This window comes from Serratia sp. NA_13 (assembly GCF_052691735.1).
Genome location: NZ_JBQZFV010000001.1, coordinates 435,966 through 461,656, shown reverse-complemented (window position 1 = coordinate 461,656; position 25,691 = coordinate 435,966). Strand labels below are relative to the sequence as shown.

Annotated in this window: 20 protein-coding genes and 1 riboswitch; of the genes, 13 read left to right on the top strand and 7 right to left on the bottom strand. The window is 53.0% G+C overall.

The genetic code is table 11. The features are described from left to right. Window positions 1–26 precede the first annotated feature (26 nt). Window positions 27–1,460, bottom strand: a complete 1,434-nt coding sequence (locus ACUTSU_RS02100; protein ID WP_445651596.1) for an NAD-dependent succinate-semialdehyde dehydrogenase — start codon at window positions 1,458–1,460, stop codon at window positions 27–29. A 213-nt stretch (window positions 1,461–1,673) separates the two neighbouring features. Here ACUTSU_RS02100 and ACUTSU_RS02095 point away from each other — a divergent pair, with 213 nt between their 5' ends. The 3 genes from ACUTSU_RS02095 (at window position 1,674) to ACUTSU_RS02085 (ending at window position 5,129) form a co-directional block, all read left to right on the top strand. Further along, the gene (locus ACUTSU_RS02095; RefSeq protein ID WP_445653772.1) at window positions 1,674–2,501 is read left to right on the top strand and encodes an AraC family transcriptional regulator; all 828 of its coding nucleotides are present in this window, start codon (window positions 1,674–1,676) and stop codon (window positions 2,499–2,501) included. 376 nt (window positions 2,502–2,877) lie between these two features. Continuing rightward, window positions 2,878–3,984, top strand: coding sequence for an ABC transporter substrate-binding protein (locus ACUTSU_RS02090; RefSeq protein ID WP_445653724.1), 1,107 nt, complete (start codon window positions 2,878–2,880; stop codon window positions 3,982–3,984). 179 nt (window positions 3,985–4,163) lie between these two features. Continuing rightward, complete coding sequence (locus tag ACUTSU_RS02085) at window positions 4,164–5,129, top strand: DMT family transporter (RefSeq protein ID WP_445651594.1); 966 nt, start codon at window positions 4,164–4,166, stop codon at window positions 5,127–5,129. A gap of 31 nt (window positions 5,130–5,160) precedes the next feature. Here the strand turns inward: ACUTSU_RS02085 and fusA are convergent, their stop codons facing one another. From fusA to ACUTSU_RS02065, 4 genes are all read right to left on the bottom strand, one after another. Next, a complete protein-coding gene (gene fusA, locus ACUTSU_RS02080) occupies window positions 5,161–7,266 on the bottom strand; it encodes an elongation factor G (protein ID WP_445651593.1) in 2,106 nt (701 codons plus the stop codon). Between the two features lie 243 nt (window positions 7,267–7,509). Beyond that, complete coding sequence (locus ACUTSU_RS02075; protein ID WP_445653723.1) at window positions 7,510–8,547, bottom strand: ABC transporter ATP-binding protein; 1,038 nt, start codon at window positions 8,545–8,547, stop codon at window positions 7,510–7,512. Further along, on the bottom strand, window positions 8,544–10,127 hold the full coding sequence (locus tag ACUTSU_RS02070; protein ID WP_445651591.1) for an ABC transporter permease: 1,584 nt from the start codon (window positions 10,125–10,127) through the stop codon (window positions 8,544–8,546). Before ACUTSU_RS02070 ends, ACUTSU_RS02075 begins: the two co-directional genes overlap by 4 nt. Window positions 10,128–10,160: 33 nt before the next feature. After that, window positions 10,161–11,177, bottom strand: coding sequence for an iron ABC transporter substrate-binding protein (locus tag ACUTSU_RS02065; protein ID WP_445651590.1), 1,017 nt, complete (start codon window positions 11,175–11,177; stop codon window positions 10,161–10,163). Between the two features lie 583 nt (window positions 11,178–11,760). Continuing rightward, a riboswitch (M-box (ykoK) riboswitch) is annotated at window positions 11,761–11,934 on the top strand. 30 nt (window positions 11,935–11,964) lie between these two features. Here ACUTSU_RS02065 and ACUTSU_RS02060 point away from each other — a divergent pair. From ACUTSU_RS02060 to ACUTSU_RS02045, 4 genes are all read left to right on the top strand, one after another. Further along, on the top strand, window positions 11,965–13,029 hold the full coding sequence (locus ACUTSU_RS02060) for a magnesium transporter (RefSeq protein ID WP_445651589.1): 1,065 nt from the start codon (window positions 11,965–11,967) through the stop codon (window positions 13,027–13,029). 142 nt (window positions 13,030–13,171) lie between these two features. Beyond that, window positions 13,172–13,264 (top strand): protein MgtS, encoded by a 93-nt coding sequence (mgtS, locus tag ACUTSU_RS02055; RefSeq protein WP_013813036.1) that lies wholly within the window; start codon window positions 13,172–13,174, stop codon window positions 13,262–13,264. Window positions 13,265–13,374: 110 nt separating this feature from the next. Next, window positions 13,375–13,554: a hypothetical protein gene (locus tag ACUTSU_RS02050; protein ID WP_315902500.1), complete on the top strand. Its 180-nt coding sequence runs from the start codon at window positions 13,375–13,377 to the stop codon at window positions 13,552–13,554. A gap of 27 nt (window positions 13,555–13,581) precedes the next feature. Next, the gene (locus ACUTSU_RS02045) at window positions 13,582–14,964 is read left to right on the top strand and encodes a cation diffusion facilitator family transporter (protein WP_445653722.1); all 1,383 of its coding nucleotides are present in this window, start codon (window positions 13,582–13,584) and stop codon (window positions 14,962–14,964) included. Between the two features lie 51 nt (window positions 14,965–15,015). Here the strand turns inward: ACUTSU_RS02045 and ACUTSU_RS02040 are convergent, their stop codons facing one another. After that, window positions 15,016–16,743: an ABC-F family ATP-binding cassette domain-containing protein gene (locus ACUTSU_RS02040; protein ID WP_445653721.1), complete on the bottom strand. Its 1,728-nt coding sequence runs from the start codon at window positions 16,741–16,743 to the stop codon at window positions 15,016–15,018. A gap of 491 nt (window positions 16,744–17,234) precedes the next feature. Between ACUTSU_RS02040 and ACUTSU_RS02035 the strand changes: the two genes are divergently transcribed. Continuing rightward, window positions 17,235–19,661, top strand: coding sequence for a DUF3772 domain-containing protein (locus ACUTSU_RS02035; protein WP_445651585.1), 2,427 nt, complete (start codon window positions 17,235–17,237; stop codon window positions 19,659–19,661). A gap of 54 nt (window positions 19,662–19,715) precedes the next feature. On the opposite strand, the gene ACUTSU_RS02030 is transcribed toward ACUTSU_RS02035, so the two are convergent. Continuing rightward, window positions 19,716–19,889, bottom strand: a complete 174-nt coding sequence (locus tag ACUTSU_RS02030; protein ID WP_445651584.1) for a hypothetical protein — start codon at window positions 19,887–19,889, stop codon at window positions 19,716–19,718. Window positions 19,890–20,719: 830 nt separating this feature from the next. Here ACUTSU_RS02030 and ACUTSU_RS02025 point away from each other — a divergent pair. From ACUTSU_RS02025 to ACUTSU_RS02005, 5 genes are all read left to right on the top strand, one after another. Continuing rightward, window positions 20,720–21,997, top strand: a complete 1,278-nt coding sequence (locus ACUTSU_RS02025) for a lysine N(6)-hydroxylase/L-ornithine N(5)-oxygenase family protein (protein WP_445651583.1) — start codon at window positions 20,720–20,722, stop codon at window positions 21,995–21,997. A 78-nt stretch (window positions 21,998–22,075) separates the two neighbouring features. Continuing rightward, window positions 22,076–22,954 carry an ATP-grasp fold amidoligase family protein gene (locus tag ACUTSU_RS02020; protein ID WP_445653720.1) on the top strand — a complete coding sequence of 293 codons (879 nt, stop codon included), beginning with the start codon at window positions 22,076–22,078 and terminating at the stop codon, window positions 22,952–22,954. Between the two features lie 342 nt (window positions 22,955–23,296). Continuing rightward, window positions 23,297–23,650, top strand: coding sequence for a DUF1428 domain-containing protein (locus ACUTSU_RS02015; protein ID WP_445651581.1), 354 nt, complete (start codon window positions 23,297–23,299; stop codon window positions 23,648–23,650). A 12-nt stretch (window positions 23,651–23,662) separates the two neighbouring features. Beyond that, window positions 23,663–24,133: a VOC family protein gene (locus ACUTSU_RS02010; protein ID WP_445651580.1), complete on the top strand. Its 471-nt coding sequence runs from the start codon at window positions 23,663–23,665 to the stop codon at window positions 24,131–24,133. Window positions 24,134–24,345: 212 nt separating this feature from the next. Further along, the gene (locus tag ACUTSU_RS02005) at window positions 24,346–25,683 is read left to right on the top strand and encodes a D-serine ammonia-lyase (protein WP_445653719.1); all 1,338 of its coding nucleotides are present in this window, start codon (window positions 24,346–24,348) and stop codon (window positions 25,681–25,683) included. Window positions 25,684–25,691: the final 8 nt, after the last annotated feature.

Below are 25,691 nucleotides of genomic sequence, written 5' to 3'. Positions count from 1 at the left end.
CTCTCCCAAAGGAGAGGGACTGTTAATTAGCGCCCGGCAACGGTGACAAAGCGGGTTTCCAGATAGGACTCGATGGCTTCGCTGCCGCCTTCGGTACCGTGGCCAGAGTCTTTAACCCCGCCAAACGGCGTTTCCGGCAGGCCGAAACCGATATGGTTGATGCTGAGCATGCCGCTTTCCACATCCCGGCCCAACGCCGTCACCGTAGCGATACTCCGGCTGTAGGCATAGGCCGCCAGACCGTAAGGAAGGCGATTGGCTTCGGCAATGGCTTCCTCATAGCTGGCGAACGGGCGCAGCAGGGCGATCGGGCCAAAGGGTTCTTCAGACATCGCTCGCGCACTCAGTGGCACGTCGCGCAATACCGTCGGTTCGAAGAAGTTGCCGGGGCCGGCCACGCGCTTGCCACCGGTGGTGGCTTTGGCGCCTTCGGCGATGGCATCCTTCACGAAGGCCTCAATGGCGTCCACGCTGCGTTGCAGCACCATCGGCCCCATAGTCACACCGTCCTGCAACCCATTGCCCATTTTGATTTCACGCACCGCAGCGGTGAACTTCTCGACAAAGGCCTCATAAACGCCTTGCTGGATCAGGAAGCGGGTTGGGGCGATGCACACCTGGCCAGCATTACGGAACTTGGCCTGCGCCAGTTCTTTCGCAGCCGTATCAAGATCGGCATCGTCAAAAATCAGCACCGGTGCATGACCGCCCAGCTCCATGGTGGCTTTTTTCATATGCTGCCCGGCCAGTGCCGCCAAATGCTTGCCCACGCGGGTTGAACCGGTGAACGAGATTTTGCGAATGGTCGGATGCGGGATCAGGTACTCGGAGATTTCAGCCGGGGTACCGTACACCAGTGCGATCACACCGGCAGGAATGCCCGCGTCGGCAAAGGCTCTGATCAGTTCCGCCGGCGAAGCCGGGGTTTCTTCCGGGCCTTTAATGATGATGGAACAACCTGCGGCCAATGCGGCAGAGAGTTTGCGGACGATCTGGTTGATCGGGAAGTTCCATGGGGTAAACGCGGCAACCGGCCCCACCGGCAGCTTCAGGGTTTGCTGCTGAACGTCCTGGCTGCGGGACGGGATTATCTGGCCGTAGGTGCGGCTGGCTTCTCCGGCAAACCAGTCAATCACGTCCGCCGAGTTAAGAATTTCCACCTTGGCCTGCGCCACAGGTTTGCCTTGTTCCTGGCTCATGATTGCGGCAATTTTATCTGCACGCTCACGAAACAGTGCCGCGGCTTTACGCATCAGATTGGCCCGCTGGTAAGCGGAAGTTTCGCGCCAGACTTTAAAACCGCGTTCGGTTGCGGCCAGCGCCAGATCGAGGTCGGCTGTGGTGGCGTGTGCCACGCTGCCAATCACCTCATCGGTAGCGGGGTTGGTGACCTGCGTGGTTTTACCGGCGACTGCGTTGCGCCATTGTCCGTCGATATAGAGTTGAGTATCTGGATACATTGTTGCCTCTTACTTTCAGGGGGTTAAAGACTGGTTTCCCACTCTGCGGCAGGATAATCAAGGCGTCGATGCTGACTGGCAGGCATTGAACATCGGATAAAACACCCTACGCGTAATGAACCGCAGCGTCCAGCGCACCGCGTGCGCCACTACTCAAACTATGCCGCTTTGACTATCATACAGCCATCAATGGCATTGAAGCAGGGCGGTACGGTGCAGGGTGTTCCAGAGCAGTTTCCCTTTGAAAAGGACAGTGCGCAGTTCCGGCAGTTATCGCAGGTGCCGGGCGTGGAGCTTTATCACGCCCATATAGAACGCTATGCCTTTGAACCCCATAGCCATAATGCTTTTGCTATAGGTACCGTCGATTTTGGTGCCGAGCGTTTCCGCTATCGTGGCGCGCAGCACCGGGCGGCACCAGGTTCGCTGGTGTTGATGAACCCGGACGAACTGCATACCGGTGAAGCCGAAACCCCTGGTGGCTGGAACTACCGCATGCTTTATCTGGAACCGGATACGCTGGAGTTGCTGTCGGGTGAACAGGGATTCTGGTTCACCGATGCGGTGCGCCAGGACGTGCAGGCGGCACAACAATTGTCCGCCACGCTGGTCGCACTATGGCAGGCCAACGATCCGCTGACCATTGATCATTTGCTGGCGCAGGTGGTAGACATCATCCGCCCGCATATCCAAGTGGCGCGCCCATTAAAGGCAGAAGCGGCGCACCGTTTTGATATCGTCAAAAGTTACCTGCAGGATAACTTCTCTGCCGTAATTACTCTGGATCAGTTGGCGGCACTGGTTTCCCTCAGCCCTTATCATTTTTTGCGTAAGTTCAAAGCCCAATATCATGTTTCCCCTCAGCAAATGCTGATGGCGATCCGCCTGTCGCAGGCCAAGCAGATGCTGGCGCACGGTATGCCTGCGGCACAGGTGGCGGCGGCGGCGGGGTTAACCGATCAGGCGCATTTGACCCGTGCTTTTGCTAGTCGTTACGGTGTCACGCCAGTGCGTTATCAAAAACAGGTCAGGAATCCTTGAAAAGATGGGCCAGCGGAAGCACCACCTGAAGGGTGCCAAACAACCTGCAATAATTTAAGGCCAATTAGTGGCCTTATATTGTTTCCGCCTTTACTGTCAAAGTTGACCTAAGTATGTGACTGCTGATTGTTCTCTCTCCAGGATGTATTTGTCGTTAACGTTATAATTCTTTTTTATGCTGCATTAGCAAAATTATCTGGCAACTCATGCTGGAGTGTTTGCTATGCACAGAATTTTAACTTTAGCCGTGGATAGTCTCTGAAATTTTAGTTGATATAAATCTTAATGGAAATTATTATCATTTGCGTTTTTGCATTCAGAATAATGAAATGAAAAATGATTAAGAACACTCCCAACTCCTGAGGATCTCCATTTTATGGGCGCTCGAAATTTTAGAACCTTTATGATGCTCGCCATTTTTTTAATCATGCCTGGTATCACCAGCGCGGCCACGACCACATTAACCGATGTTCTGGGGCGGCAGGTTACGCTTGATACCCCCGTCAAAAGGGCGGTTTTGGGGTTTTACTTTGAAGACTACATGGCCGTGGGTGGGGAGGCGGCATACGAGCGTGTCATCGGCATTTCTCGTGAAGCCTGGCGGGGAAAGGTGCCCGCAAATTGGAATATGTATGTTAAACACCAGCCATCACTGGCTCGTATCGCTGACATTGGCGAGGTAGATCTCCATAATATCTCTCTTGAGAATATAATATCATTGAAACCGGACGTCATTATTTTGGCTGAATGGCAATACGTTGCTTTGAAACATGAGGTCTCACGCCTGGAGGAATTAAAAATCCCAGTGGTCGTGGTAGATTACAACGCACAAACTGTCGAAAGGCATGTCAGCTCTACAAAAATATTCGGCATACTCACGGGGCAAGAAAAACGTGCTCAGGAATTATCAGAATTTTACGCCAACAACATTGCTGACGTGCAGCGTAGAGTTAATGCATCAGGATTAAAGAAACCCAAGGTTTATATTGAGTTTGGGAATAAAGGGCCTGGCGATTATTCGTTCACCTACGGTAAGAATATGTGGGGGGCGATGTTGAAGCTTGCCGGAGCAGACAATATTGCCGAACCCTTTTTTGAGTGGTGGGGTGTGATTAACCCAGAACAGCTTCTGTTTGCCAAGCCTGATGCTATTTTTATCTCCGGCAGAGAAAACAATCAGGTTTCGTCAGCGCTATCAATGGGGGTGGGAGTTGATAAAAATAAGGCTGTTCAACAGCTTATGGGTTTTTCCACTCGTAATGGCTGGAGTTCATTGCCGGCGATAAAAAACAAGCAATTATTCGGTGTTTACCAGGGCGCATCAAGAACGCTTTCCGACTTCGCCATGATTCAGTTTATTGCAAAATCACTTTATCCAGAACAATTTAAAGATGTTGACCCGGTCGAGAATTACCTGGATTACTACGGAAAATATTTACCGGTAAAACCGGAGGGGACATTTGCTGTTGCCGCATGGGAATAAAGTCATCCGACCCCATGATGAGATGAGACCTGCAAATATTCAGTTCGATTTGCGAAGTGTTTACCAGACCGACTAAAACAGCAATTTGCTACAATATTCCTCTGCACGAGCAGGTTAGGCTGGCGCCAGATTTAATTCATGGGGCCAGCCTGCTGCGCCTGGTCGTTGATGGAGTCACTATGTTTATTGGCGTGTTATTTGCCCTGTCTGCAGGGTTGATGTGGGGATTGATTTTTGTCGGTCCGGTTATGATCCCTGAATATCCGGCGGCGTTGCAGTCTACCGGGCGTTATTTGGCCTTTGGGTTGATCGCTTTGCCGCTGGCGTGGTTTGATCGTCAGCGTCTAAAAAAGTTACAACGTAACGATTGGTTGGAAGCGTTGAAACTGACGGCGATCGGTAACCTGTTGTATTACCTGTGCCTTGCCAGCGCCATTCAGCGCACCGGGGCGCCCATGTCCACCATGATTATCGGGACGCTGCCGGTGGTGATCTCGGTGACCGCCAACCTGTTTTACAGCCGGCACGACGGGCGACTTTCGTGGCGTAAACTGACACCGGCGCTGGTATTGATCGCCTGCGGGTTGGCGTTGGTTAACCTTGCCGAGTTGCGGGGTAATACGGCACCGATGGATGTCTGGCGTTATATCAGTGGGTTTGGGCTGGCATTGCTGGCGGTGGCTTGCTGGACCTGGTTCCCGCTGCGCAATGCCCGCTGGCTGCGAAACAACCCGAGCCAAAGGCCTGCCACCTGGGCGACCGCGCAAGGGCTGGTCACCTTACCGCTGGCGTTGGTGGGCTATCTATTGGTTTGCGGGCAATTGGCTTTAACCCAGCCGACGTTTGCGCTGCCGTTTGGGCCAAAGCCGGAAGTGTTTGTTCCCTTGATGATCACCATTGGCATACTGTGCTCGTGGATTGGTGCCCTGTGCTGGAATGAGGCGAGTCAACGCTTGCCGACGGTATTGGTGGGGCCGCTGATCGTCTTCGAAATACTGGCCGGACTGGCTTACACCTTTATGTTGCGTCAGGCCTGGCCACCGCTGTTGACGCTGGGCGGTATCAGTTGCCTGATTATCGGCGTGATTTATGCGATGCGGATTAAGCCGCAGCCAGTGGTGGTGGCTCTGGCCACCAAAGAGTGAAGCCTGCCGCTGGCAGCGGCAGGCAGTCAACTCAAGATTTCCGGTGATGAATGATCTCTTCGGCCACGTTGCGCGGTGCCTCTGCGTAGTGGCTGAACTCCATGGTGTAGGTGGCGCGTCCCTGTGACATGGAACGCAGCGTGGTTGAATAGCCAAACATCTCGGATAACGGCACCTTGGCGTGGATCCCCTTACCGCCGCCGCCCGGAATGTCCTCCATGCCTTGCACCAGACCGCGCCGCGATGACAGGTCGCCCATGACGCTACCGGCGTAATCCTCGGGTGTTTCCACTTCTACCAACATGATCGGCTCAAGGATAACCGGGTCGGCCTGGCGACAAGCTTCTTTAAAGCCGAAGATCGCCGCCATGCGGAAAGCCTGTTCCGAAGAGTCGACGTCGTGGTAAGAGCCGAAGGTCAGATGTACCTTGACATCCACCACCTGATAACCGGCCAGTACGCCGGTATTTAGCGCTTCCAGCACGCCTTTTTTCACCGCCGGGATAAACTCGCCTGGGATCACGCCGCCCTTGATCTCATCGAAAAACTCGAAGCCCTTGCCAGGCTCATTGGGTTCCACGGTAAACACCACGTGGCCGTACTGGCCTTTACCTCCGGACTGGCGCACGAACTTGCCTTCTACATCGGCCACGCGCTTGCGGATGGTTTCGCGGTAAGACACCTGCGGTTTGCCGGTGGTGGTCGCCACGCCAAACTCACGCCGCATGCGGTCGACGATGATTTCCAGGTGCAGTTCACCCATGCCGTAAATAATGGTCTGGCCAGAATCCTCGTCCGTGCGAACGCGGAACGACGGATCTTCCGAAGAGAGGCGTTGCAGGGCGATCCCCATCCTTTCCTGGTCGGCCTTGGTTTTAGGCTCAATCGCCTGAGCGATCACCGGTTCAGGGAACACCATTTTTTCCAGCGTGATAATGGCGTTAGGGTCACACAGCGTGTCGCCGGTGGTGACGTCTTTTAGTCCCACGCAGGCGGCGATATCACCGGCATGCAGTTCTTCGACATCTTTACGGTCATTGGCGTGCATTTGTACGATACGGCCAATGCGTTCTTTCTTGTCTTTCACCGGGTTATAGACGCTGCTGCCTTTGGTCAGCACGCCGGAATAGACCCGCACGAAGGTCAGTTGGCCGACGAAGGGGTCGGTCATCAGCTTGAAGGCCAGCGCCGAGAATTTTTCGTCGTCGGCAGCCCGGCGAATGACAATCTTGTCTCGCTCGTCATGGCCTTCCATCGGTGGAACATCGAGCGGCGAAGGCATCAGTTCAATCACCGCATCCAGCATGCGCTGAACGCCCTTGTTACGGAAGGCCGAACCACACAGCATCGGCTGGATTTCGCCGGCCACGGTGCGCAAGCGCAGGCCACGGACGATCTCTTCTTCGCTCAACGGCACCTGATTGAGGTATTTGTCCATCAGCTCTTCCGAGCCTTCGGCGGCGGCTTCGATCATTTTATCCCGCCACTCCTGCGCGGAGTCGCGCAATTCTGCCGGGATCTCTTCAAAGCTGAAGCTCATGCCTTGCGTTGCCTCATCCCACAGGATGGCCTTCATGCGCACCAAATCCACCACGCCGGTGAAATGGTCTTCGGCGCCAATCGGGATAACGATTGGCACCGGGTTGGCTTTCAGCCGTTCAATCATCATTTTGCGCACGCGGAAAAAGTCGGCACCCACGCGGTCCATTTTATTGACGAACGCCAGCCGCGGAACCTTGTATTTATTGGCCTGACGCCAGACCGTCTCCGATTGCGGCTGTACGCCGCCCACAGAGTCATAGACCATTACCGCGCCGTCCAGCACGCGCATGGAACGTTCGACCTCTATGGTGAAATCCACGTGCCCTGGGGTGTCGATAATATTGATGCGATGCTGCGGATAATTATGCTGCATGCCGTTCCAGAAACAGGTGGTCGCCGCCGAAGTAATGGTGATGCCGCGTTCCTGCTCCTGTGCCATCCAGTCCATGGTGGCGGCGCCGTCGTGCACTTCGCCCAGCTTGTGACTGACCCCGGTGTAAAACAGAATCCGCTCGGTAGTAGTGGTTTTTCCGGCATCGATGTGCGCCGAGATGCCGATATTGCGGTAGCGTTCAAGGGGGGTAGTACGTGCCATAATTAACCTTTCTTAGCCGCGATAAACCGCTGCGGCTCAAACAGTATGAATAATTATGATAATCCTCTGTGGGTTATCTCCGGACGGGTGAATGTTTACACCGATCACAGACTAATCGTAGTTGATGAAAGGGGTTTTGGTATTCGATAGCTGCGATAGGTTTTTCATTCGGACGTGCGGATAATAAAGCGCGAACGGGATCAAAATTCGAAAATGACAGGGGCACCAAGGCACCCCTGAGTTTTATTCGGCAAAGATATGCGCCTGGCCAATGATATTCAGATTGACGTGTGAACCGGGGCGGAGACCTTCGCGGCTGATGGTTTTAATCTCTATCGCGGTATTACTGCCGGTCATATGCAGATTTAAGGTCGAGACGAAACCGGCAAAATCAATACCGGTCACCACCGCCTGGCTCTGTTGCTGTGGCTCGGACTGGTTAATCTGGATCTGCTCAGGGCGAAGCATGATGCGAGCCGGGCCACGGCGCTGACGATCGTCAACGGCAATCCGTCCTAATGCGCAATCGGCCCAGCCTTGTTCCAGCTCAGCGGAAAGCACCAGTGTTTCGCCTAAAAAAGTGGCGGTCGGTTCGTCCACCGGCCTTAGGTAAAGATCTTGCGGCGGCCCGATCTGCGCCAATCGGCCATTGCGCATTACGGCCACCTGATCGGCAAACGACAAGGCTTCGGTTTGATCGTGGGTCACCAGAATCGACGCGACTTTGGCTTCGGCCAGCAGTTCCGCCACCGCTTTGCGGGTCGCGGCCCGCAGGCCGGTATCCAGCGCGGAGAAGGGTTCGTCCAGCAACATCAACTTGGGTTGCTGAGACAGCGCACGGGCCAGCGCCACCCGCTGTTGTTGACCACCGGAAAGCTCATGCGGCCACAGCGCCCCCAGGCGGCGATCCAGCGCCACCATCTCCATCAGGGCATCAATACGCAATTGCTTGTCACGCTTGCTGCCTTTCAGGCCGAAACCGATATTGCCGGCCACGGTAAAGTGCGGAAATAATGCGCCGTCCTGGGGGACAAAACCAATGCCGCGCAGGTGTGCCGGTACCCAGCCGCTGCCGTTGGCCATCGTTTGCCCTTGCAGCATCACCTGGCCGCTGTCCGGTATTTCAAAACCGGCAATAATACGCAACAGGGTGGTTTTCCCCGAACCGGAAGGGCCGACAATCGCTGTACGACTGCCTGGTACCACGTTTAAATCAACATGCTCCAGCACCTTGACCGAGTTATAGGATTTACCGATGCCTTGCAGTTCAAGCGTGCTCATAATCCCGCCGTACGTTTGGATTGAGAATAAAGAAGCCAGGTCAGTGGCAATGACAACACCACCATAATCAGGGCGTAGGGTGCGGCCGCCACATAGTCGATCTCGCTGGTCAGCGCCCAGAAGCCGGTGGCCAGTGTGCGGGTACCATTGGGAGCCAGCAGCAGCGTGGCGGTCAGCTCATTGACGATCGCAAGAAACACCAAGGCGGCACCAGCGGCCGCACCGGGGGCTGCCAGACGCAGCGTGGTGCTCCATAATGCTGCCGCCGGCGAACGCCCGAGGCTACGGGCCACGTTTTCCAGCTCGACCGGTGCCTGGGCAATACCCGCGCGCAGATTGATCAACGCCCGTGGCATAAACATCAGCAAGTAGGCCAGCAGCAGGGTGATTTCAGTCTGATAAATCGGCCGGAAGCTGTGAATGGTGATGGTCACCAGCGCCAGTGCTACCACAATGCCGGGCAGTGAACTGGTGATGTAATTACAACCTTCCAATACCCGATATATCCGTGCCGGGTAGCGTACCGACAGCCAGGCCATAGGGATGGCGCACAGCGTGATCAGCAGCGCACCACTGGCGGCCAGTGACAGTGTTTGCAGCAAGGCAGGTAGCAATTCGCTGTTGCGCCACACTTCAAGGCCACCCAAGGTCAACCAACGAGTCAAGGTGATGAAAGGCACACCCAGCGCCAACGCGGTGAGGCTCAGGGGAAGCAGCAGGCTGAACAGGGTGGTGATAGGCCCAAGGCGATAAGCCGTTTGACTGCGAGCGCTGCCGGAACCGACGCGGGCATAACGTGCCCGCCCACGGCTGATGGCTTCCAACATCAATAATCCCAGGCAGCACAGTACCAGCACCCCTGCCAGCATATTGGCCGCCGGGCCGTTAAATGTGGACTGGAACTGGTCGAAAATAGCGGTGGTGAAGGTGTCAAAGCGGATCATGGCATACAGACCGTACTCGGCCAGCAGGTGCAGCGCGATCAGCAGCGAACCGCCCCAAACCGCCAGCTTTAGCTGTGGCAGCACCACGCGGAAAAACACGGCCAGCGGACGTGTACCGAGCGAAGTGGCGACGTCTTCAATACCGGGATCCAACCGGCGTAATACCGCAGCGGTCGGCAGATAAATAAAGGGGAAGTAGGCGATGACCGAAATAAACACCCCGGCCCCCAACCCATGCATCGAAGGTACCAGGCTGATCCAGGCGTAGCTTTGCACGAAAGCCGGCACCGCCAGCGGCGCGGTGGCCAATAATGACCAAACGCGACGGCCTGGCAGCGTAGTGCGTTCGGTTAGCCAGGCCAGCGCTACCCCCAGAATGGCGCAAATCGGCAGGGTGAACACCACCAACAGCAGAGTGTTCAGCAGCAGTTCGGCCACCCGGGGGCGAAATACCAGAGCTTTTACCGTTGGCCAACCGGTTTCAAACGCCACGCTAATGACAAACCCCAGCGGCAATAGCGCCAGCAGAGAGAGTAAAATGGCGACAGCCACGATAAACAACCCGGGCCGTTGATGGCGGCGGGCCGAAGTATACCGTGGCTTTAAGCTGGCGGCGTTGAAACCTGTATTCGACATAGGGCTAAAAACTCTCTGTACCAATCAACCGGTTTACATCAGCCCGGCTTGAGTCATCAGTTCGACCACTTTTTTACCGTTCAATGCAGAAGCGTCAACTTTTGGCGCGTCCAGTTCTTTCAGCGGAACCAGTTTCGGATTAGAAGCTGCGTTGACGCCAACTGCATATTCAAAGGCATTGTTGGTGCGCAGGATCTCTTGGCCGTTTTTACCTGTGATCCACTTGATGAATTCTTGTGCCTGCTTTTGGTGCTTGCTGGAGGCCAGCACGCCACCGCCGGAGATGCTGACGAACGCACCCGGATCCTGATGTTTAAAGTAATACAGTTTAATATTTTTACTGTTCTCGCCAGTCTTGGCACCATCGACGAACGGATAATAATGGTAGATCACGCCGCTGTCGATTTGGCCGGCATTAACCGCTTTCATGACGGTGCTATTGCCTTTATAAGCGGTGAAGTTGGTTTTCATCGCCTTCAGCCACTCCAGCGTGGCTTTTTCGCCTTTCAGCTCCAGCAGTGCGCTGACAATTGCCTGGAAATCTGCCCCTGAAGGTGAGGCGGCCCAGCGGCCTTTCCATTCTGGCTTGGCCAGATCCAGCAGTGACTTGGGCAACTGTGCCTCGGTCAGCTTCGCCGGGTTGTAGACGAATACCGTTGAGCGGGCGGCAATGCCAATCCAGCGACCGTGTTGCGGACGGTACTGAGGTTCAACCTGTGCCAGCGTCGCAGCATCCAGCGGCGCAAACAGCTTGGCGTTATCCACCAATACCATCGACGGGGAGTTTTCCGTTAAAAAAACGTCGGCAGGGGATGCGCTGCCTTCTTGCACCAGTTGGTTGCCCAACTCGCTGTCGCCGCCGTTACGTAGGGTCACTTTAATGCCGGTGTCTTTGGTAAAACCGTCCACCCAAGATTTCACCAGGTTTTCGTGTTGGGCGTTATAAATAATAATGCCTTCATCCGGGGACGCCCCATTGGCCGAGAAGGCCAGCATCATGGACGATGCCAACAGGGCAATCGGGCCGAGAGAAGAGAAACGCAGCTTCATACAGTCATCCTTTTTAGAGAGTGCAAAGAAGAAGAAAAACCTAATGTGCCTAACGGGCGTTGGGCTGCCCCGATTGTATATAAGAACATTAATAATGATAGTGAAAACGATTCGTATTAGTTTATTTTTGGTTTTAGCTCCAATAATCATCTCGTCTTAAGGAAAAATTAAGCTTCTCGGATATGACTGAGTCTGTCACCTAATTTCATAAGTATTTATAATGTATGAAAAATAGCTAAAGGCAGGCTGGAGTAAGGGTTTCGGCAGCCCAGCCACACGGCAGGGGCAACAACCTTGCCAACAGGCCGAAGATTGGTTGGGGAAAAGCTACTCTGGAGGCTTCGGTTGACGACAAAACCAAAGCTACGCGGTCAAACCCTATGCGAAGGGCATCGACTTTACCCGCCAGGGGCCGCTGTACGATAAAAACGTGTATATCATCGCGCACTGACGATTTAATAATGCGGTTTAGGAGGAATCCGGCCCGCTGTTAATAGTTTTTTCTAAATGTTTCATAAACGGTCAACCATATTTTTACCCGAAAATAAAAAACCGCGCCTATACTGCCCCCCGTAGTTTATATGCAGTATCTCGTTTGGCGAGGCTCCTATACAAACACAGGTTACTGATCTGACGACATCGAGAGATGCCCAAGGTTAAGACAGGCTTTATCGGATTAAGGTTCAGCCCAAGGTAACTTCTGATGAATACATCAGATACGTTGTATAGTGCTAAAACCTGGACGCGGAGATAGGCTGTCTGCACTCCCTCTGTGGTTAACGCCCCTATGCGATTCGCTGTTGAAGTTCAAACAGAAATAGGGACTAACATAATGAAGTCACATCACAACACACCATCCCCGGCGCTGATCTCAGCTGAAACTCTTGATGAGTCTTCGGTGGCAGGCTATATGAACGCCGATTTCATTACCATTCCTGGTAATATGACGGTCAATAAGGCAAAAGAATATTTTCTTTCGCAACTTAAAACCGACGAAATTCCGACTCAACTGTTTGTTACCGCCGACGATTATCATTTGCGCGGCACACTTTCGGTAAAAAAATTACTGCAATGCGAAGATAACGATAAAGCCGTTGGCGTAATGATCAACCACAGCTATTTTCAGGTTTCACCCGATGATGACCGCAACGATGTTGCGCATTTATTGGGTAAGGGCGGGCTGGACGTGGTGCCGGTGGTGGTCAATAAAACCCTGGTAGGCGTGTTGGGTGAAAAAGAAATTGCCCGGCTGATTGAAGACGAAAATACCGAGGATGCACAGCGCCAGGGTGCCAGTCTGCCGCTGGATAAACCTTATCTGGAAACCAGCCCTTGGGCATTATGGCGCAAGCGTTCGGTATGGTTACTGATGTTGTTTGTCGCCGAAGCCTACACAGGGAATGTGCTAAAGGCATTTGAAGAACAGTTGGAAGCGGCGATCGCGCTGGCGTTCTTTATTCCCTTGTTGATCGGCACTGGCGGCAACAGCGGAACCCAGATTACCTCCACGCTGGTTCGCGCCATGGCTCTGGGTGAGGTCAGTCTGCGTAACCTGGGCGCGGTGATCCGCAAAGAGGTTTCTACCTCCTTATTGATCGCGGTCACCATCGGTGTCGCCGCCTGGGTCCGCGCCTGGATCATGGGGGTGGGCATGGACGTGACGATGGTGGTCAGCCTGTCGCTGGTGGCGATCACCGTCTGGAGCGCCATTGTCTCCTCGATTATCCCAATGCTGCTCAAGAGGCTGGGGATTGATCCGGCAGTGGTGTCGGCCCCCTTTATCGCCACCTTTATTGATGGCACTGGCCTGATTATTTACTTCAAGATAGCTCAGTATATTCTGGGGATTTAAACCGCCATCCGCTCCGTGTCGTAGCCGGGGCGGGTATTTTATCTCACTGAAAAGGAGGAACGTAAATACTCATGAGTAATGACAATCCCCGTTTTTTAATTAAAGGGGCTTCTATCGATAATAGTTAACCGAGGAAAAAATAATGGGAAATATGACAATTTTTGTAGGATTCCTGAGCATTATCAGCTCACTGGGCTTGTTAGCGGCCTATATGAGCACTAAATGGGATGATTAATGAACGCTAAAGATCCGCCTGGATGCATCCTCCCCGAAGGTTTTATTTACTACGGGGAGGATGCGATTAAACTCTGACCGCCCAATGGGGACTTTGGGAGTATAACCACCATGATCCTTCTTATTCTTGGCTTACTTTATGCCATTTTGATGATCTCTGTCGGTGTGAATGAGATTTATTTTTATTCAACCGGAAAATCAGAATTCCTGTCTAGTTTAATACTGACATTCTCGGGTACTATGCTGCTGGTTGCTTTTGTCTGGCAATGGTCGACTAAAATAAAAAAATGAAATACCTATTTGAATGTGAGCCGTAAAATGCAAAACGAAAAAGAGTCCGTTGCCAGAAATTCCATGATAGCCAGCGGGCTATTGGCAGCCGGTAAATTTATTGCCGGTATTTTTACCGGCAGTATTGGACTTATTTCCGAAGGGATCCACTCGCTTACCGATTTTGTTGCCACCAGCATTACCTGGCTGGCGGTGCGTATCAGCGACAAACCGGCCGATGATGACCACCATTTTGGCCATGGCAAAGTCGAAAACCTGGCGGCGTTGTTTGAAGTGCTGCTGCTGTTGGGGGCGGCGGGCTGGATTGTTTATGAGGCCGGTAAAAGTCTGTTGGGGGAGGCCCATGAAATTGTCGCCGCTCCGGTGGTGATTGTCGTGCTGTTGATCTCGATTGTGGTCGACTTTTTCCGCGTCAGGGCGCTTAATCGCGTAGCTAAGGCTACCGACAGTGCGGCGCTGGAAGCCGATGCACTGCATTTCTTCTCCGATATGCTTGCCTCTGTCGTGGTGCTGTTAGGCATGGTGTTTGTGATGCTAGGCTTCACCCGCGCAGATGCCATCGCCGCGCTAATCGTCGCGGGTTTTATCGTAGTGGCGGCGGTGAAATTGGGTAAGCGCTCGTTTGATTCGCTAATGGACACGGCACCGGCCGGCACCAAGGAAGAGATCGGTGTCTTGCTAGAGTCCTTCCCGGCGATACTGGCCACGGAAAATATCCGCATTCGTAACGCCGGTGCCATCTTGTTTATTGAGGTTACCGTCGCTGTCTGTCGCACTTTACCGCTGGAGCGCATCAACGCGTTGAAGCAGTCAATTGCCGAACGGCTGGAACAGCAATATGCCAATGCTGAAGCCACGGTAATCGCTAATCCACAAACCCGTAGTGACGAAGACATGGCGACGCGCATCCGGGTGATCGCCGCCAACCACGGCGCGGTTGTGCAAAATCTGGCGTTGCAGCAACTACCAGAACGCATGTCGATAAGCATGGATCTAGCCGTGCCGGCCAGTGCCAACGTGGCGCAGGCGCATGAAATTGCCAGTGAGATTGAAACGCTGTTACGGCAGGCGATTGGTGAGGATACGGAGATCGAAACCCACCTGGAACCCCAGACAAATCACTGGATCGCCAGCGAGGATGTCGCGCCGGAGCAACTGGCGAGCATTCGTCAGATATTGGAAACGGTGGTGGAAAAAGGCGAAATGGTGCAGGACGTTCATAACATCCGCGCACGTAAAACCGCTGGCGGTATTATCGTCAATTTCCATTGTCGGGTTTCCCCGGCGGTTTCCATCGCGTCAGCGCATGCGGCGGTAGACAGCATAGAGCGCCAGTTACGGGCGCTTTACCCGAGCATTTCGCGGGCGGTGGGACATGTAGAACCGATTAAACCCAAATCGGTTGTTTGAATCCGGTACCGCAGCTTCCTGGAAAGGCCGCCCGCAGGCGGCCTGGAAAAGTTAGTCCAGATTCAGTCGTGCAGTAAGGGTGGAAATCTCACGGCGCCATTGCTGCTGCAACTGCGTTTTTTGATGTTTTGGCTTGCGAGCCAAATCCTCCTGTAGTTTGCTTTCCAGTTCAAACAGCGCGGCCAACAGCCGTTCCTCGTCATCGTGCTGCAACGGACGATTGACGGTATCCTGACTTGGGACAGTCATAGTGACAGCGTCACGTTCTTCTGCCAGGCGGGCGTAAACAGGTTCCAGATCCTGCCACTCTTCCAGCCGCTGATGGTCAATCAACCAGAAACGGTTGCAGCTATTTTCGATCAGCATTCGGTCATGAGTGACCAATATGACTGCGCCGTCAAACTGGCGTAAAGTCTCCGCCAACTCCTCCTTGCCTTCCATATCCAGATGGTTGGTGGGTTCGTCGAGTAACAACAGCGAATGGTTAGCCAGCGTCAGGCCGACAAACAGCAGGCGTGAACGCTCTCCGCCGCTCAGGGTGCTGATGCGTTGCTGATGACGCAGATAGGGGAAACCGGCACCAATCAACGCCATCTTCCGCTGCTCTTCGGTCAACGCTGCAAAGTGGGTTAATGCTCCACTCAGCGTGTCGTCATCGTGCAGTTGCTGCAGGCTTTGATCGTAATACCCAATGCGTACCCGCGGGTGGAACACCGTTTCCCGCAGGGTTACGTCCTGATATTCCCGCCACAGATGATGCAGCAGGGAAGATTTTCCACAGCCGTTGCGTCCGACGATGGCGATGCGGTCACCGCTTTTGACCCGCAATGGGTCGAGGCGGAACAGCACCGGTGCGTCAACTGCCGGGCGAACTTCCATGGGTGGCAGGGCCAGCAGGCGATCGGCATCCAGCGCTTCACCTTTTAGCCTGAGCCGCCACTGGCTGCCTGCGCTCAGCGTGGTTTGCTCCTCCTTGAGTCGGTCAACGCGCTTTTCCATTTGCTTGGCCTTGCGGGCCAGATCTTCGTTGTCGTAAACCTTGCCCCAAATGGCCAGCCGATGGGCGCTTTTCGCCACCCGATCGATCTCTTTTTGCTCCGCCTGACGGCGATGGGCATCCGCCGCATCCTGTTCCTCCAGCGCCTTGCGTGCAGCAGTGCAGGGTAAGCGGAAGAATTGCAGGGTCTTGTCGCGTAAAATCCAGGTGCAGTTAGTGACCTGATCCAGTAGATAGCGATCGTGGGACACCAGCACAAAGCTGCCGGGCCAGCTTTGCAGGAACCGCTCCAGCCACAGCAAAGTAGGAAGATCCAGATGGTTGCTGGGCTCATCCAGCAGTAGCAGGTCCGGTTGACAGATTAATGCTCGTGCCAGCAGCAGACGCGTGTGCTGGCCGCCACTCAGGGTACCTGCGGTCAGCGTCCATGACGGTGGCGCAAAACCCAGGCTGGAAAGCAGAACCTCAGCCTGCCAACTTTCACTGATACGCTGATTTTCAGGCAGCCGTGCCAGTACCGCATCCAGCAGGGTACGGTCGTGCAGGGCTTCAGGTAGGTGCTGTTCTACCCGTGCCATCAGACACTGGTGGGAAGGGGTGACGCTGCCGGTACCGGCACGCAGATCGCCGCTGAGGATTTTAAGCAGGGTGCTTTTGCCACAGCCGTTATGGCCGATTAAACCGATGCGGTCACCTTTCTTCAGGCTGAAGGAAACCTCAACCAGCAGAGGGCCGAAATTGTTGTCGTAACCGACAGATTGTGCAGATAGTAATGTGGTCATTGCTTACTCAAGAGTTACAGGCATGCAGATGCCTATCGTCAAACATCGCTGACGACAACCCGGTAAGCCGGAGGGAAGGAACTTCAGATTTTAGTCAGCTTCGCTCAAGCCTGGGTTATCGCAGCACGATACCGGTAATGCTTGAGCAGCAGCGATTACTATAGAAGTGTGAGTAAAAAAACAATTCACACATCGGCATAGTAATCCTCCTTTTATTTCGTTGGTTAATGAGTGAGCTGAGTATAGAGTGCTTTGACCGCTTACGCCACTGTAAATCCTTCAGGTTATCAGTGTAGTAAGCGGAACACTCTGTCGGGAATATGCAGACAGAGGCGACGGTGCGGATAATCATGCTGAATGGGAGTAATACTGATATTTAAGCGCAGATTAAGCAGTTATCATAATCACAGTTTATGATTAGCCAAGCTTGACGGTAAATACCGGCCAGCTTGTTTCGTCTGTCTATCATGCAAACGCTGAGCACCGAATTTATGTTAAAGCCCCGTCAGATTATTCTTTTCCTGTTCCTGCTGTTTGGCTTGCAGTTAGCGCCGTTGGTCAGCGTCGCTGCACAAGATGGTGCCCCAGTGGCAGAGAGCCCGCCGGACCCTGCGACCGCACTGAAGAGTTATCAAAAGCAGTTGGACAGCATCAAGCAGCAGGTCTCCAAAGCCGATAACGATAACCAGCTTAGTAAACTGAAGCTGGCTACCGACGATCTGGCCGCAGGGCTTGATAAACTGGCAACTGCTCTGCAACCGGCACAAGAGAAACTGCAGGGGCAACTTGACGTATTAGGCCCGCAACCGGCCGCCGGTTCGATGGCTGAAACCACCGCCGTGGTGCAGCAGCGTAATACATTGAACAACAGTAAAAAACAGTTGGACGATGCGGTGAAACGCGCAGAGGCCATGCGGGCTGGCGCGATTGACCTGGGCCAACAAATCAGTGATTTGCGTCGCGTGGCTTTCAAAACCCAATTGGCATTGAATACCGGTAGCGTGCTTGGCAGCAAGTTTTGGTCGCCGGTGGTGCAACCTGCTGCCAGTGACGTGCAGCGATTGGACGAGTTTAATACGGCCATGAAACAGGCCTGGGATACCAGTTGGCAGGAAGAGTGGCGCTACGGTACCCTCACTCTGTTGGTATTGGCGGTGGTTATCTGGTCATGGGGCCGTTATTTCTCCGAGCGTTTTCTGGCCTGGGTGAGTATTCGTTTTCTGCCGGACGGGCGTTTACGTCGCAGCTTTATGGCGATGATGACCGTCACTGTTACGGTTATCACCACCAGTATTGCGCTGAATCTGCTGTATTTCACTTTTACCCGCGTGCAGCCTTTGTCGGGAATGTTGGAAGACTTCGCCGAAGGCTTTTATCGGTTGGGGATCTTCTGCGCACTGATTGCCGGTCTGGGCCGAGCGACGCTGTCCCTTAACCGTCCGTCATGGCGTCTGGGCACCATGGATGACGCGGTAGCCACGGGTTTACGTTATTTCTCGCCGCTGCTGGCCGGGTTAGCTTTGGCGTTTGGCTCGATTGAGCTGATCAACAACGTGGTGAGTGCCAGCCTGGGCACGACCATTTTCGGCAACGGTCTGGTTGCCGGATTAATCGGTATGGTGTTGTTGGCGATGCCGTTGCGTTCCCAGCGCATTCGTCGCCAACTGGAACAGCAGGGTGAGCACGTAGAGAAGCGCTCTACCCTCAGTGGCGTGTTGCACATGAGCACCCTGGTGTGCTCGGTGATAATCCTGTTTTCACTGCTGGTGGGGTATATCGCATTCGCCCGCTTCCTGACCTACCAGGTGATCTGGATCGCCCTGGTACTGATGGCGTTTTATTTTCTGCTGATGTTTGCCACCGATCTGTGCGGTGCGATATTTTCTTCGCAGACCGCCAGCGGCAAGATGCTTAAAAAGTCCTTCAACTTCAAAGACCGTCACCTGGAGCAAATGGCGATAATCTTCACCGCCATTGCCAAATGCTCTCTGTTGCTATTAATGATTGTCTCGCTGTTTAACGGCTCGTTCGGCACCACCACGCCCAACTCGTTGCTGGACAAGATCATTGCCATCCTCAGCGGTGAAGGGCTGCAACGACTGAATATTGTGCCGGGCAACCTGATTAACGCGGTTATTTGTCTGGCGATTGGTATCTATATTCTGCGGGTGACCCAGCGCTGGCTCAGCCAGGAACTGCTGCCGAAAACCATTTCAGACATTGGTATTCGTGCATCACTGGTCACGCTGTTCAGCAATGTGGGATACGTGCTGCTGATCCTGATCACCCTGGCGGCGCTGGGTATCCAGTGGAACAATCTGGCGTGGATCGTCAGTGCGTTGTCGGTGGGTATCGGTTTTGGTCTGCAGGAGATTGTGAAGAACTTCATTTCAGGCTTGATCCTGCTGACCGAACGCCCGGTAAAAGTGGGCGATATGATCGGTATTGGCGGTGTGGAAGGGGATGTGCGCCGTATTAACGTGCGCGCCACCGAGATCCAGCTCAGTGACCGTTCGACCATGATCGTACCCAACTCGCAGCTAATTTCTCAAAACGTGCGTAATGCCACCATGGGCAATGCACAGGGTGTGGTGACCATCGCGCTGACCTTCCCGACGGATATCGATCCGGAGCAGGTACGTAATATCTTGCTGAGTGCTTACCAGGAGTATGAAGCCATTCAGGAAACGCCTGCGCCTTATGTTCGTTTTAGCCAGCTCGGCCCGGACGGCATTATTCTTAGCGTGACCGGTTATGTAGCCAGCCCGCGCATGGTGGGTTCTACCAAAAGCGAATTGCTGTTCAATATCCTCAAGCTGCTTCGCGCGCAACGGGTCAATATGTCCAGTCCGCAAGAAGTGGTGTTTATGAAGCAACAGGCGAAAAATCTTACCAACGACGAAGAACAATCTTCGTAATAATACCCTCTCCCACAGGAGAGGGGGCTAACGACACTGAGGTGCAGAGCAAACTCAGTGCATCGGTGGTACCACGGACTGCGAGCAGCCGCTGTTGGCACTGGCGGAAGTGTTATTGCAGGTTTGTGGATCGTTATGTACGGGCGGTGGCGGTACATCCTGTGGGCCGCCTCTACCCATACAGCCGGAAAGCATCAGCATCAACAGCACAGGGAGCATTGTTTTCATCGCAGTTGTCTCCATCCTGAACACTCCCTTAAGTATAGCCATGTATCAGCGGCGATAATCTTGCCAGATGTTCCTCCTCAGGAATTTCCCCGGATTTGTGAATATGTGGGACCACGGAATGCCCGGCGCCATTCGCTTGGACTGACGCTGAAAGTAGAAGAAATATCGCAATAGATTGAGCCAGGCCCTAAATTAATTTCTACGGGAAGTTATTTTAAATTGTCAACTTTCCCAGTTAATGCATTCCCAGAAGAATTGCAAAAATACTGTTTGATCCACTAAGGCGTATGGGATGTCTTAAATGGTCAGAAACCATACAGACTTTTGTTTGATTCCTCACTTTATCGTCGTGGAATTTATTAATTCATTGATACTTAATGTATTTTATCTATTTCATTTCTGAGTTGAGGGCATTTCACGGGCTGTGTCCCAACCCTAACACCATCTAAACCAAGGTGAAATTTTATGATTTCACTTTTAATTTCACATTAACAACCCGTGTCTTGGCCTTAATGTTATTTTTTTTCACATGCCAGCGTGCAACTTTAGCGCTACTCTGACCAGGCCGTGTCTAATTAAGGAAGATGCCATGTGGAATATGCAAACTAACATAGGGATATGTTATAAATTCCTCTGTTGCCCCATTGAGATTCTTTCCCAAAGCACGCCTTTTTCATGATTCTGCGATAATACTACTGGCTTAAGGATTAATGGGTCTTTAATTATCGGGGTAACAATAATAATATCATTTCGTGATTATTATTTAATTATTCTTTTCCCGACCCGATAAATCTCTCTGTCAGCCTATTTATTCAATCAGGAGTACACTAATGAACCCGTGTTTGGACTTTATCGGTATTGGTATCGGTCCGTCCAACCTCAGTATTGCTGCGCTTGGCAGCGAAATCGAAGGTTTTAATTGCAAATTCCTCGAGCGCAAACCGAAGTTTTCCTGGCATCCAGGCATGATCCTGGCGGAATGCAGCATGCAGACCAGCTTTTTGAAGGATTTGGTGACCGCCGTCTCGCCAACTAACCCTTATAGTTTCCTCAACTATCTGGTGAAAAGGAAAAAATTCTACCGTTTCCTGACAACGGAACAACGCACGGTGTCACGTGAAGAGTTTGCCGATTACCTCAACTGGGCTGCTACGGGTCTGGATTCGCTGGTTTTCAACCAGGACGTTCAGCGCGTAGAGTTTGATAGCCAACAGCGGCAGTATGTTGTTACCACCCAGAACAAGGTGTTTTACGCTAAACACGTCTGCGTGGGCATTGGCAAGAAAGTCAAACTGCCGGACTGCGTGACGGAACAAAATGATCGGTGTTTTCACGCCAGCGAAATGATGTTTCGCCAGTCAAACCTTAGCGGAAAACGCGTGGCTATTGTGGGCGGCGGTCAAAGCGGAGCCGACCTGTTCCTTAATATTTTTCAGGGCGAGTGGGGCCAGCCAGAGCAACTGAGTTGGATCTCCCGACGTAACAACTACAACGCTCTTGATGAAGCGGCATTTGCTAACGAGTATTTTACGCCTGATTATGTCGACGACTTCTACACGCTCAGTAACACGGCCAAACAACAGATGTTACGCGAACAAAAAATGACCTCCGATGGCATCACCAGCGAGTCTCTTTTGGCTATTTATCGCGCCATGTATCACCGCTTCGATGTTCTGCAAGAAAAACGCTGGGTACGCTTGTTACCCAGCCGCTCCGTGACTGCCCTTAATAGCCAGGATGATTATTATCGGTTGGAAACACAGCATCATCTTGATCGTGGGCGTGAGACCCTGGATGCTGATGTGGTTATCTTTGCTACCGGTTATGAACAGGCTCAACCGGCTTTTCTTGCCTCCCTGACGGACCGGGTGTTAACCGATGCCGATGGGCAATATCGTCTTGCCGCTGATTTTACTCTTGAGCGCGAGGCGGGGGGTGAGAATGCTCTGTTTGCCGTCAATGCCAGCATGCACCATCACGGGATTGCCGATCCTCAGCTCAGTCTGGTGGCCTGGCGATCGGCCCGCATCCTCAATCGGGTTCTGGGCGAGAATAAATTTGATCTGAGTACCGCCCCGGCGATGATTCAATGGCGCAGTGAGCAATAACAGCCAATAGCCTTAAACCTCCTTTGGTTCCTTTCGGGAGCCGTTTTAATACTTTTTTCAAGTTATGAGACAGGTTGTATGAAAAAGAATATTAATAAATTTATCATGAACCAATTGGCTACATTCACACCGACTTTTAAAACCAGGTTAATATATAAAAAAGCGTTTGGTAAAAGAATAAATCTTAACCCGCCAGTGACCTGGAACGAAAAGATAAACTATCTAAAACTTAACGATTACAGCAACAATACGCTGGTTACGCAATGTGCGGATAAATACGCAGTCAGAGAGTATTTGAAAGCGAAAGGGTGTGAGGAAATTCTCAATGAACTTTACTTCGTATGCGATTCAGTCGCTGAGATCCCTTGGGGTTCCTTGCCAGATAAGTTTGTGATTAAGGGTAACCATGGTTCAGGTTACAACCTGATTTGTCAGGATAAAATGTCTCTGGACGTTACCCACGCCACTAAAACCATTGATAACTGGATGAAAGAGGACTACTGGAAGGTCTATGCAGAGCTGAACTATAAGCAGATAAATAAAAAAATAATAGGTGAAAAATTTATAGAGTCATCCAGTGGGCATGGCCCTGATGATTATAAAATATACTGTTTTCATGGCGTCCCTTACTGCACATTACTTTGTGTTGGCAGAGAGACAGGTATGCCGAAATATTACTTTTTTGATAAAGACTTCAAGTTTCTTTGCTACAGCCAGGATTGTTTAGCACTTAGTCAGCAGGAGATAAATGCTTTTGTGAAACCTGAGGGTTATGATGCTCTCTTCGAGTACGCCAGTAAATTATCTTCACCTTTTGAATTTGTCCGTGTTGATTTCTATATTACCAACGGCAAACCCATTTTCGGCGAATTAACCTTTACGCCCTCCGCAGGTATCGATACGGATATGCTCGAATCAACCGATATTTTGCTCGGGAAGATGCTGAAACTGAAATAGCGGCACGCCGCAGACAACGATTGTAACTGTCTTTCCTGCTGGTTCACTCTGGCATGACAGTTGACCTCTCGACACCCTGTGAACACTCCTGGGTGTCTTTAATTTGCTTACAGATAACCCCATAACGGATGTCAGGCCCACAAAAAGTAGCAATAATATCAGCCTGGCTGCGGCCGTAACCGTGTCGCTACGCCAGAATTCCTGCCGCATCATTCCCCCGAAATCTAAAACCCGGCCGCCCTCGTTAATGGTTGACCCTGCTAATGGGGTCTAAAATGGAAGAGGGCACAGGCAGTTCCGCCAGTGCCAACCCGACTGTCTAATCGACAAGAGGAAACTCCGATGAAATATGTTGATGGTTTTGTCGTGGCGGTTCCGGCCGCCAATAAGGAGGCGTATCAAAAACTGGCCGCCGCAGCTGCACCACTGTTTAAAGAGTTTGGGGCTACGCGGGTCGTCGAATGTTGGGGCAATGATGTTCCCGACGGAAAACTCACCGACTTTCGCGGTGCGGTTAAGGCTGAAGCCGGCGAAGTAGTGGTGTTCAGTTGGATTGAATATCCGTCAAAAGAGGTTCGCGATGACGCCAACCAGAAGATGATGGCCGACCCGCGCATGAAAGCGCTCGGCGATCAAATGCCGTTTGACGGCAAACGTATGATCTTCGGCGGCTTTGAACCTATTCTGGACCAATAGCGGAGGGATATCGTGAACATCACCCAACACCTGTGGTTTGAGAAGGATATGGAAGCGGCGCTGCGTTGCTATATCGCCTTGATTCCCGGCTCTTCTCTGACCTGGCAATCCACCTTGCCGGCCGATACTCCCAGCGGCCCAGCCGGCAGCGTAAAACTGGCATCTTTTACCCTTGGCGACCAGCGCTATGCCGCGATTGAGGCCGGCCCGTTGGATCCCTTCAATCACAGTTTTTCCATTATGGTCGAATGTGCCGATCAGACAGAGGTAGACCGGCTTTGGCAAGCGCTGAGTGACGGTGGCCAAGTTGAGCAATGCGGCTGGCTGCGCGATCGCTGGGGGCTGAGCTGGCAGATAGTTCCCAAGCGGTTGGCCGAGCTGATGAGTGATCCCGACAATGCGAAGGTGCGCAGAGTCACCGAAGCAATGCTGCAGATGGTCAAATTGGATATCGCCGGCCTGGAGGCGGCGGCACGCGGATAAGATTACCCGGGTTGATGCCCCGCAGTTTCTTCCTGGCTGCGGGGCGCTTAGGGTGACGCAGTATCACTCAAGGCGTTAATGTATGTGACAAATTGAAGTAAATCATCTTTTTGCATCAATCCTGCTCATGCAAGGCTCAAATTTTATCATTTGTCAGCCTGGGAAAATCGCTGCACCCTAGGGCATAACCTTATGCAGCGCAGAGAACAACCATGGAAAAGACACAGATTCAGCAGTTGGTTAAGCAATTCCCGCTGGTGCAGGAACTGATCGAACTAAAACCGGTAACCTGGTTCAACCCACGAGCGACCAGTTTACAGGTAGGCCTGCCGTTTGTTGGGCTGGACGCCGCAGACGTGGCCGACGCAGAACAGCGTTTGGCGCGTTTCGCCCCTTATCTGAGTGCCGCCTTCCCGGAAACCCGAGCCGCAAATGGCGTGATTGAATCCGCCGTGGTCGCGATGTCCGCCATGCAAACTGCGCTCGACCAACGTTACGGCTTGCCGCTAGCCGGTCGTTTGTTGTTGAAAAAGGACAGCCATCTGCCAATTTCCGGCTCGATCAAGGCCCGTGGCGGTATCTACGAAGTGCTGGCGCATGCGGAAAAACTGGCGCTGGCAGCCGGGCTGCTGCAGTTGACTGACGATTATGCCAAGCTGTTCTCGGCGGAATTTCGCGAATTCTTTGGCGGATACCGCATTGCCGTCGGTTCGACGGGTAATCTGGGAATGTCGATTGGCATCATCAGCGCCCGGCTGGGGTTTAGCGTCAGCGTGCATATGTCAGCAGATGCCCGTGAATGGAAAAAACAGAAGCTGCGTGACAATGGCGTCAACGTGGTGGAGTACGAACAGGACTATGGCGTTGCCGTTGAACAGGGCCGTTTGCAGGCGGCGAGCGATCCGCGCTGTTTCTTTATCGATGACGAGAACTCCCAGACGCTGTTTCTGGGCTATGCCGTGGCCGGTGGCCGCCTGAAGCGTCAGTTTGCCGAAAGTGGTGTTCAGGTTGATGCTCAGCACCCGTTGTTTGTTTATTTGCCTTGTGGCGTTGGCGGTGGCCCGGGTGGCGTGGCCTTTGGGCTGAAACTGGCCTTTGGCGACCACGTACACTGTATCTTTGCTGAACCGACGCATTCGCCTTGCATGCTGCTTGGCGTGCATACCGGCCTGCACGATGGTATCTCGGTACAGGATCTGGGCATTGATAACCAAACCGCGGCGGACGGGCTAGCGGTTGGGCGCGCATCCGGTTTTGTCGGCCGTGCTATGGAGCGTCTGCTCTCCGGTTTTTATACCCTTAGCGACCGCGAGATGTTTGCACTGTTGGGGCTGTTGGACAGCCATGAGCATATTCAGCTTGAACCATCCGCCTTGGCGGGTATGCCGGGGCCGTGGCGCGTAACGGCTGACACTGAGTGGCTGGCGAGCCAGGGGCTGAATGCACAACAGATGAACAATGCCACCCACCTGGTGTGGGCGACCGGTGGCGGCATGGTGCCGGAGGCGGAAATGGCCAAGTACCTGGCCAGCGCGCGTCAGTCGGTCTAATGGGTTAA

Excerpts from the sequence above, each read along its gene's own strand:
- fusA (WP_445651593.1), bottom strand. The coding sequence starts at position 7,266 with ATGGCACGTACTACCCCCCTTGAACGCTACCGCAATATCGGCATCTCG.
- ACUTSU_RS02065 (WP_445651590.1), bottom strand. The coding sequence starts at position 11,177 with ATGAAGCTGCGTTTCTCTTCTCTCGGCCCGATTGCCCTGTTGGCATCG.
- mgtS (WP_013813036.1), top strand. The coding sequence starts at position 13,172 with ATGGGAAATATGACAATTTTTGTAGGATTCCTGAGCATTATCAGCTCA.
- ACUTSU_RS02025 (WP_445651583.1), top strand. The coding sequence starts at position 20,720 with ATGAACCCGTGTTTGGACTTTATCGGTATTGGTATCGGTCCGTCCAAC.
- ACUTSU_RS02005 (WP_445653719.1), top strand. The coding sequence starts at position 24,346 with ATGGAAAAGACACAGATTCAGCAGTTGGTTAAGCAATTCCCGCTGGTG.
- ACUTSU_RS02085 (WP_445651594.1), top strand. The coding sequence starts at position 4,164 with ATGTTTATTGGCGTGTTATTTGCCCTGTCTGCAGGGTTGATGTGGGGA.
- ACUTSU_RS02045 (WP_445653722.1), top strand. The coding sequence starts at position 13,582 with ATGCAAAACGAAAAAGAGTCCGTTGCCAGAAATTCCATGATAGCCAGC.
- ACUTSU_RS02100 (WP_445651596.1), bottom strand. The coding sequence starts at position 1,460 with ATGTATCCAGATACTCAACTCTATATCGACGGACAATGGCGCAACGCA.
- ACUTSU_RS02060 (WP_445651589.1), top strand. The coding sequence starts at position 11,965 with ATGCGATTCGCTGTTGAAGTTCAAACAGAAATAGGGACTAACATAATG.
- ACUTSU_RS02030 (WP_445651584.1), bottom strand. The coding sequence starts at position 19,889 with ATGAAAACAATGCTCCCTGTGCTGTTGATGCTGATGCTTTCCGGCTGT.
- ACUTSU_RS02015 (WP_445651581.1), top strand. The coding sequence starts at position 23,297 with ATGAAATATGTTGATGGTTTTGTCGTGGCGGTTCCGGCCGCCAATAAG.
- ACUTSU_RS02035 (WP_445651585.1), top strand. The coding sequence starts at position 17,235 with ATGTTAAAGCCCCGTCAGATTATTCTTTTCCTGTTCCTGCTGTTTGGC.
- ACUTSU_RS02075 (WP_445653723.1), bottom strand. The coding sequence starts at position 8,547 with ATGAGCACGCTTGAACTGCAAGGCATCGGTAAATCCTATAACTCGGTC.
- ACUTSU_RS02070 (WP_445651591.1), bottom strand. The coding sequence starts at position 10,127 with ATGTCGAATACAGGTTTCAACGCCGCCAGCTTAAAGCCACGGTATACT.
- ACUTSU_RS02040 (WP_445653721.1), bottom strand. The coding sequence starts at position 16,743 with ATGACCACATTACTATCTGCACAATCTGTCGGTTACGACAACAATTTC.
- ACUTSU_RS02020 (WP_445653720.1), top strand. The coding sequence starts at position 22,076 with ATGAAAAAGAATATTAATAAATTTATCATGAACCAATTGGCTACATTC.
- ACUTSU_RS02050 (WP_315902500.1), top strand. The coding sequence starts at position 13,375 with ATGATCCTTCTTATTCTTGGCTTACTTTATGCCATTTTGATGATCTCT.
- ACUTSU_RS02090 (WP_445653724.1), top strand. The coding sequence starts at position 2,878 with ATGGGCGCTCGAAATTTTAGAACCTTTATGATGCTCGCCATTTTTTTA.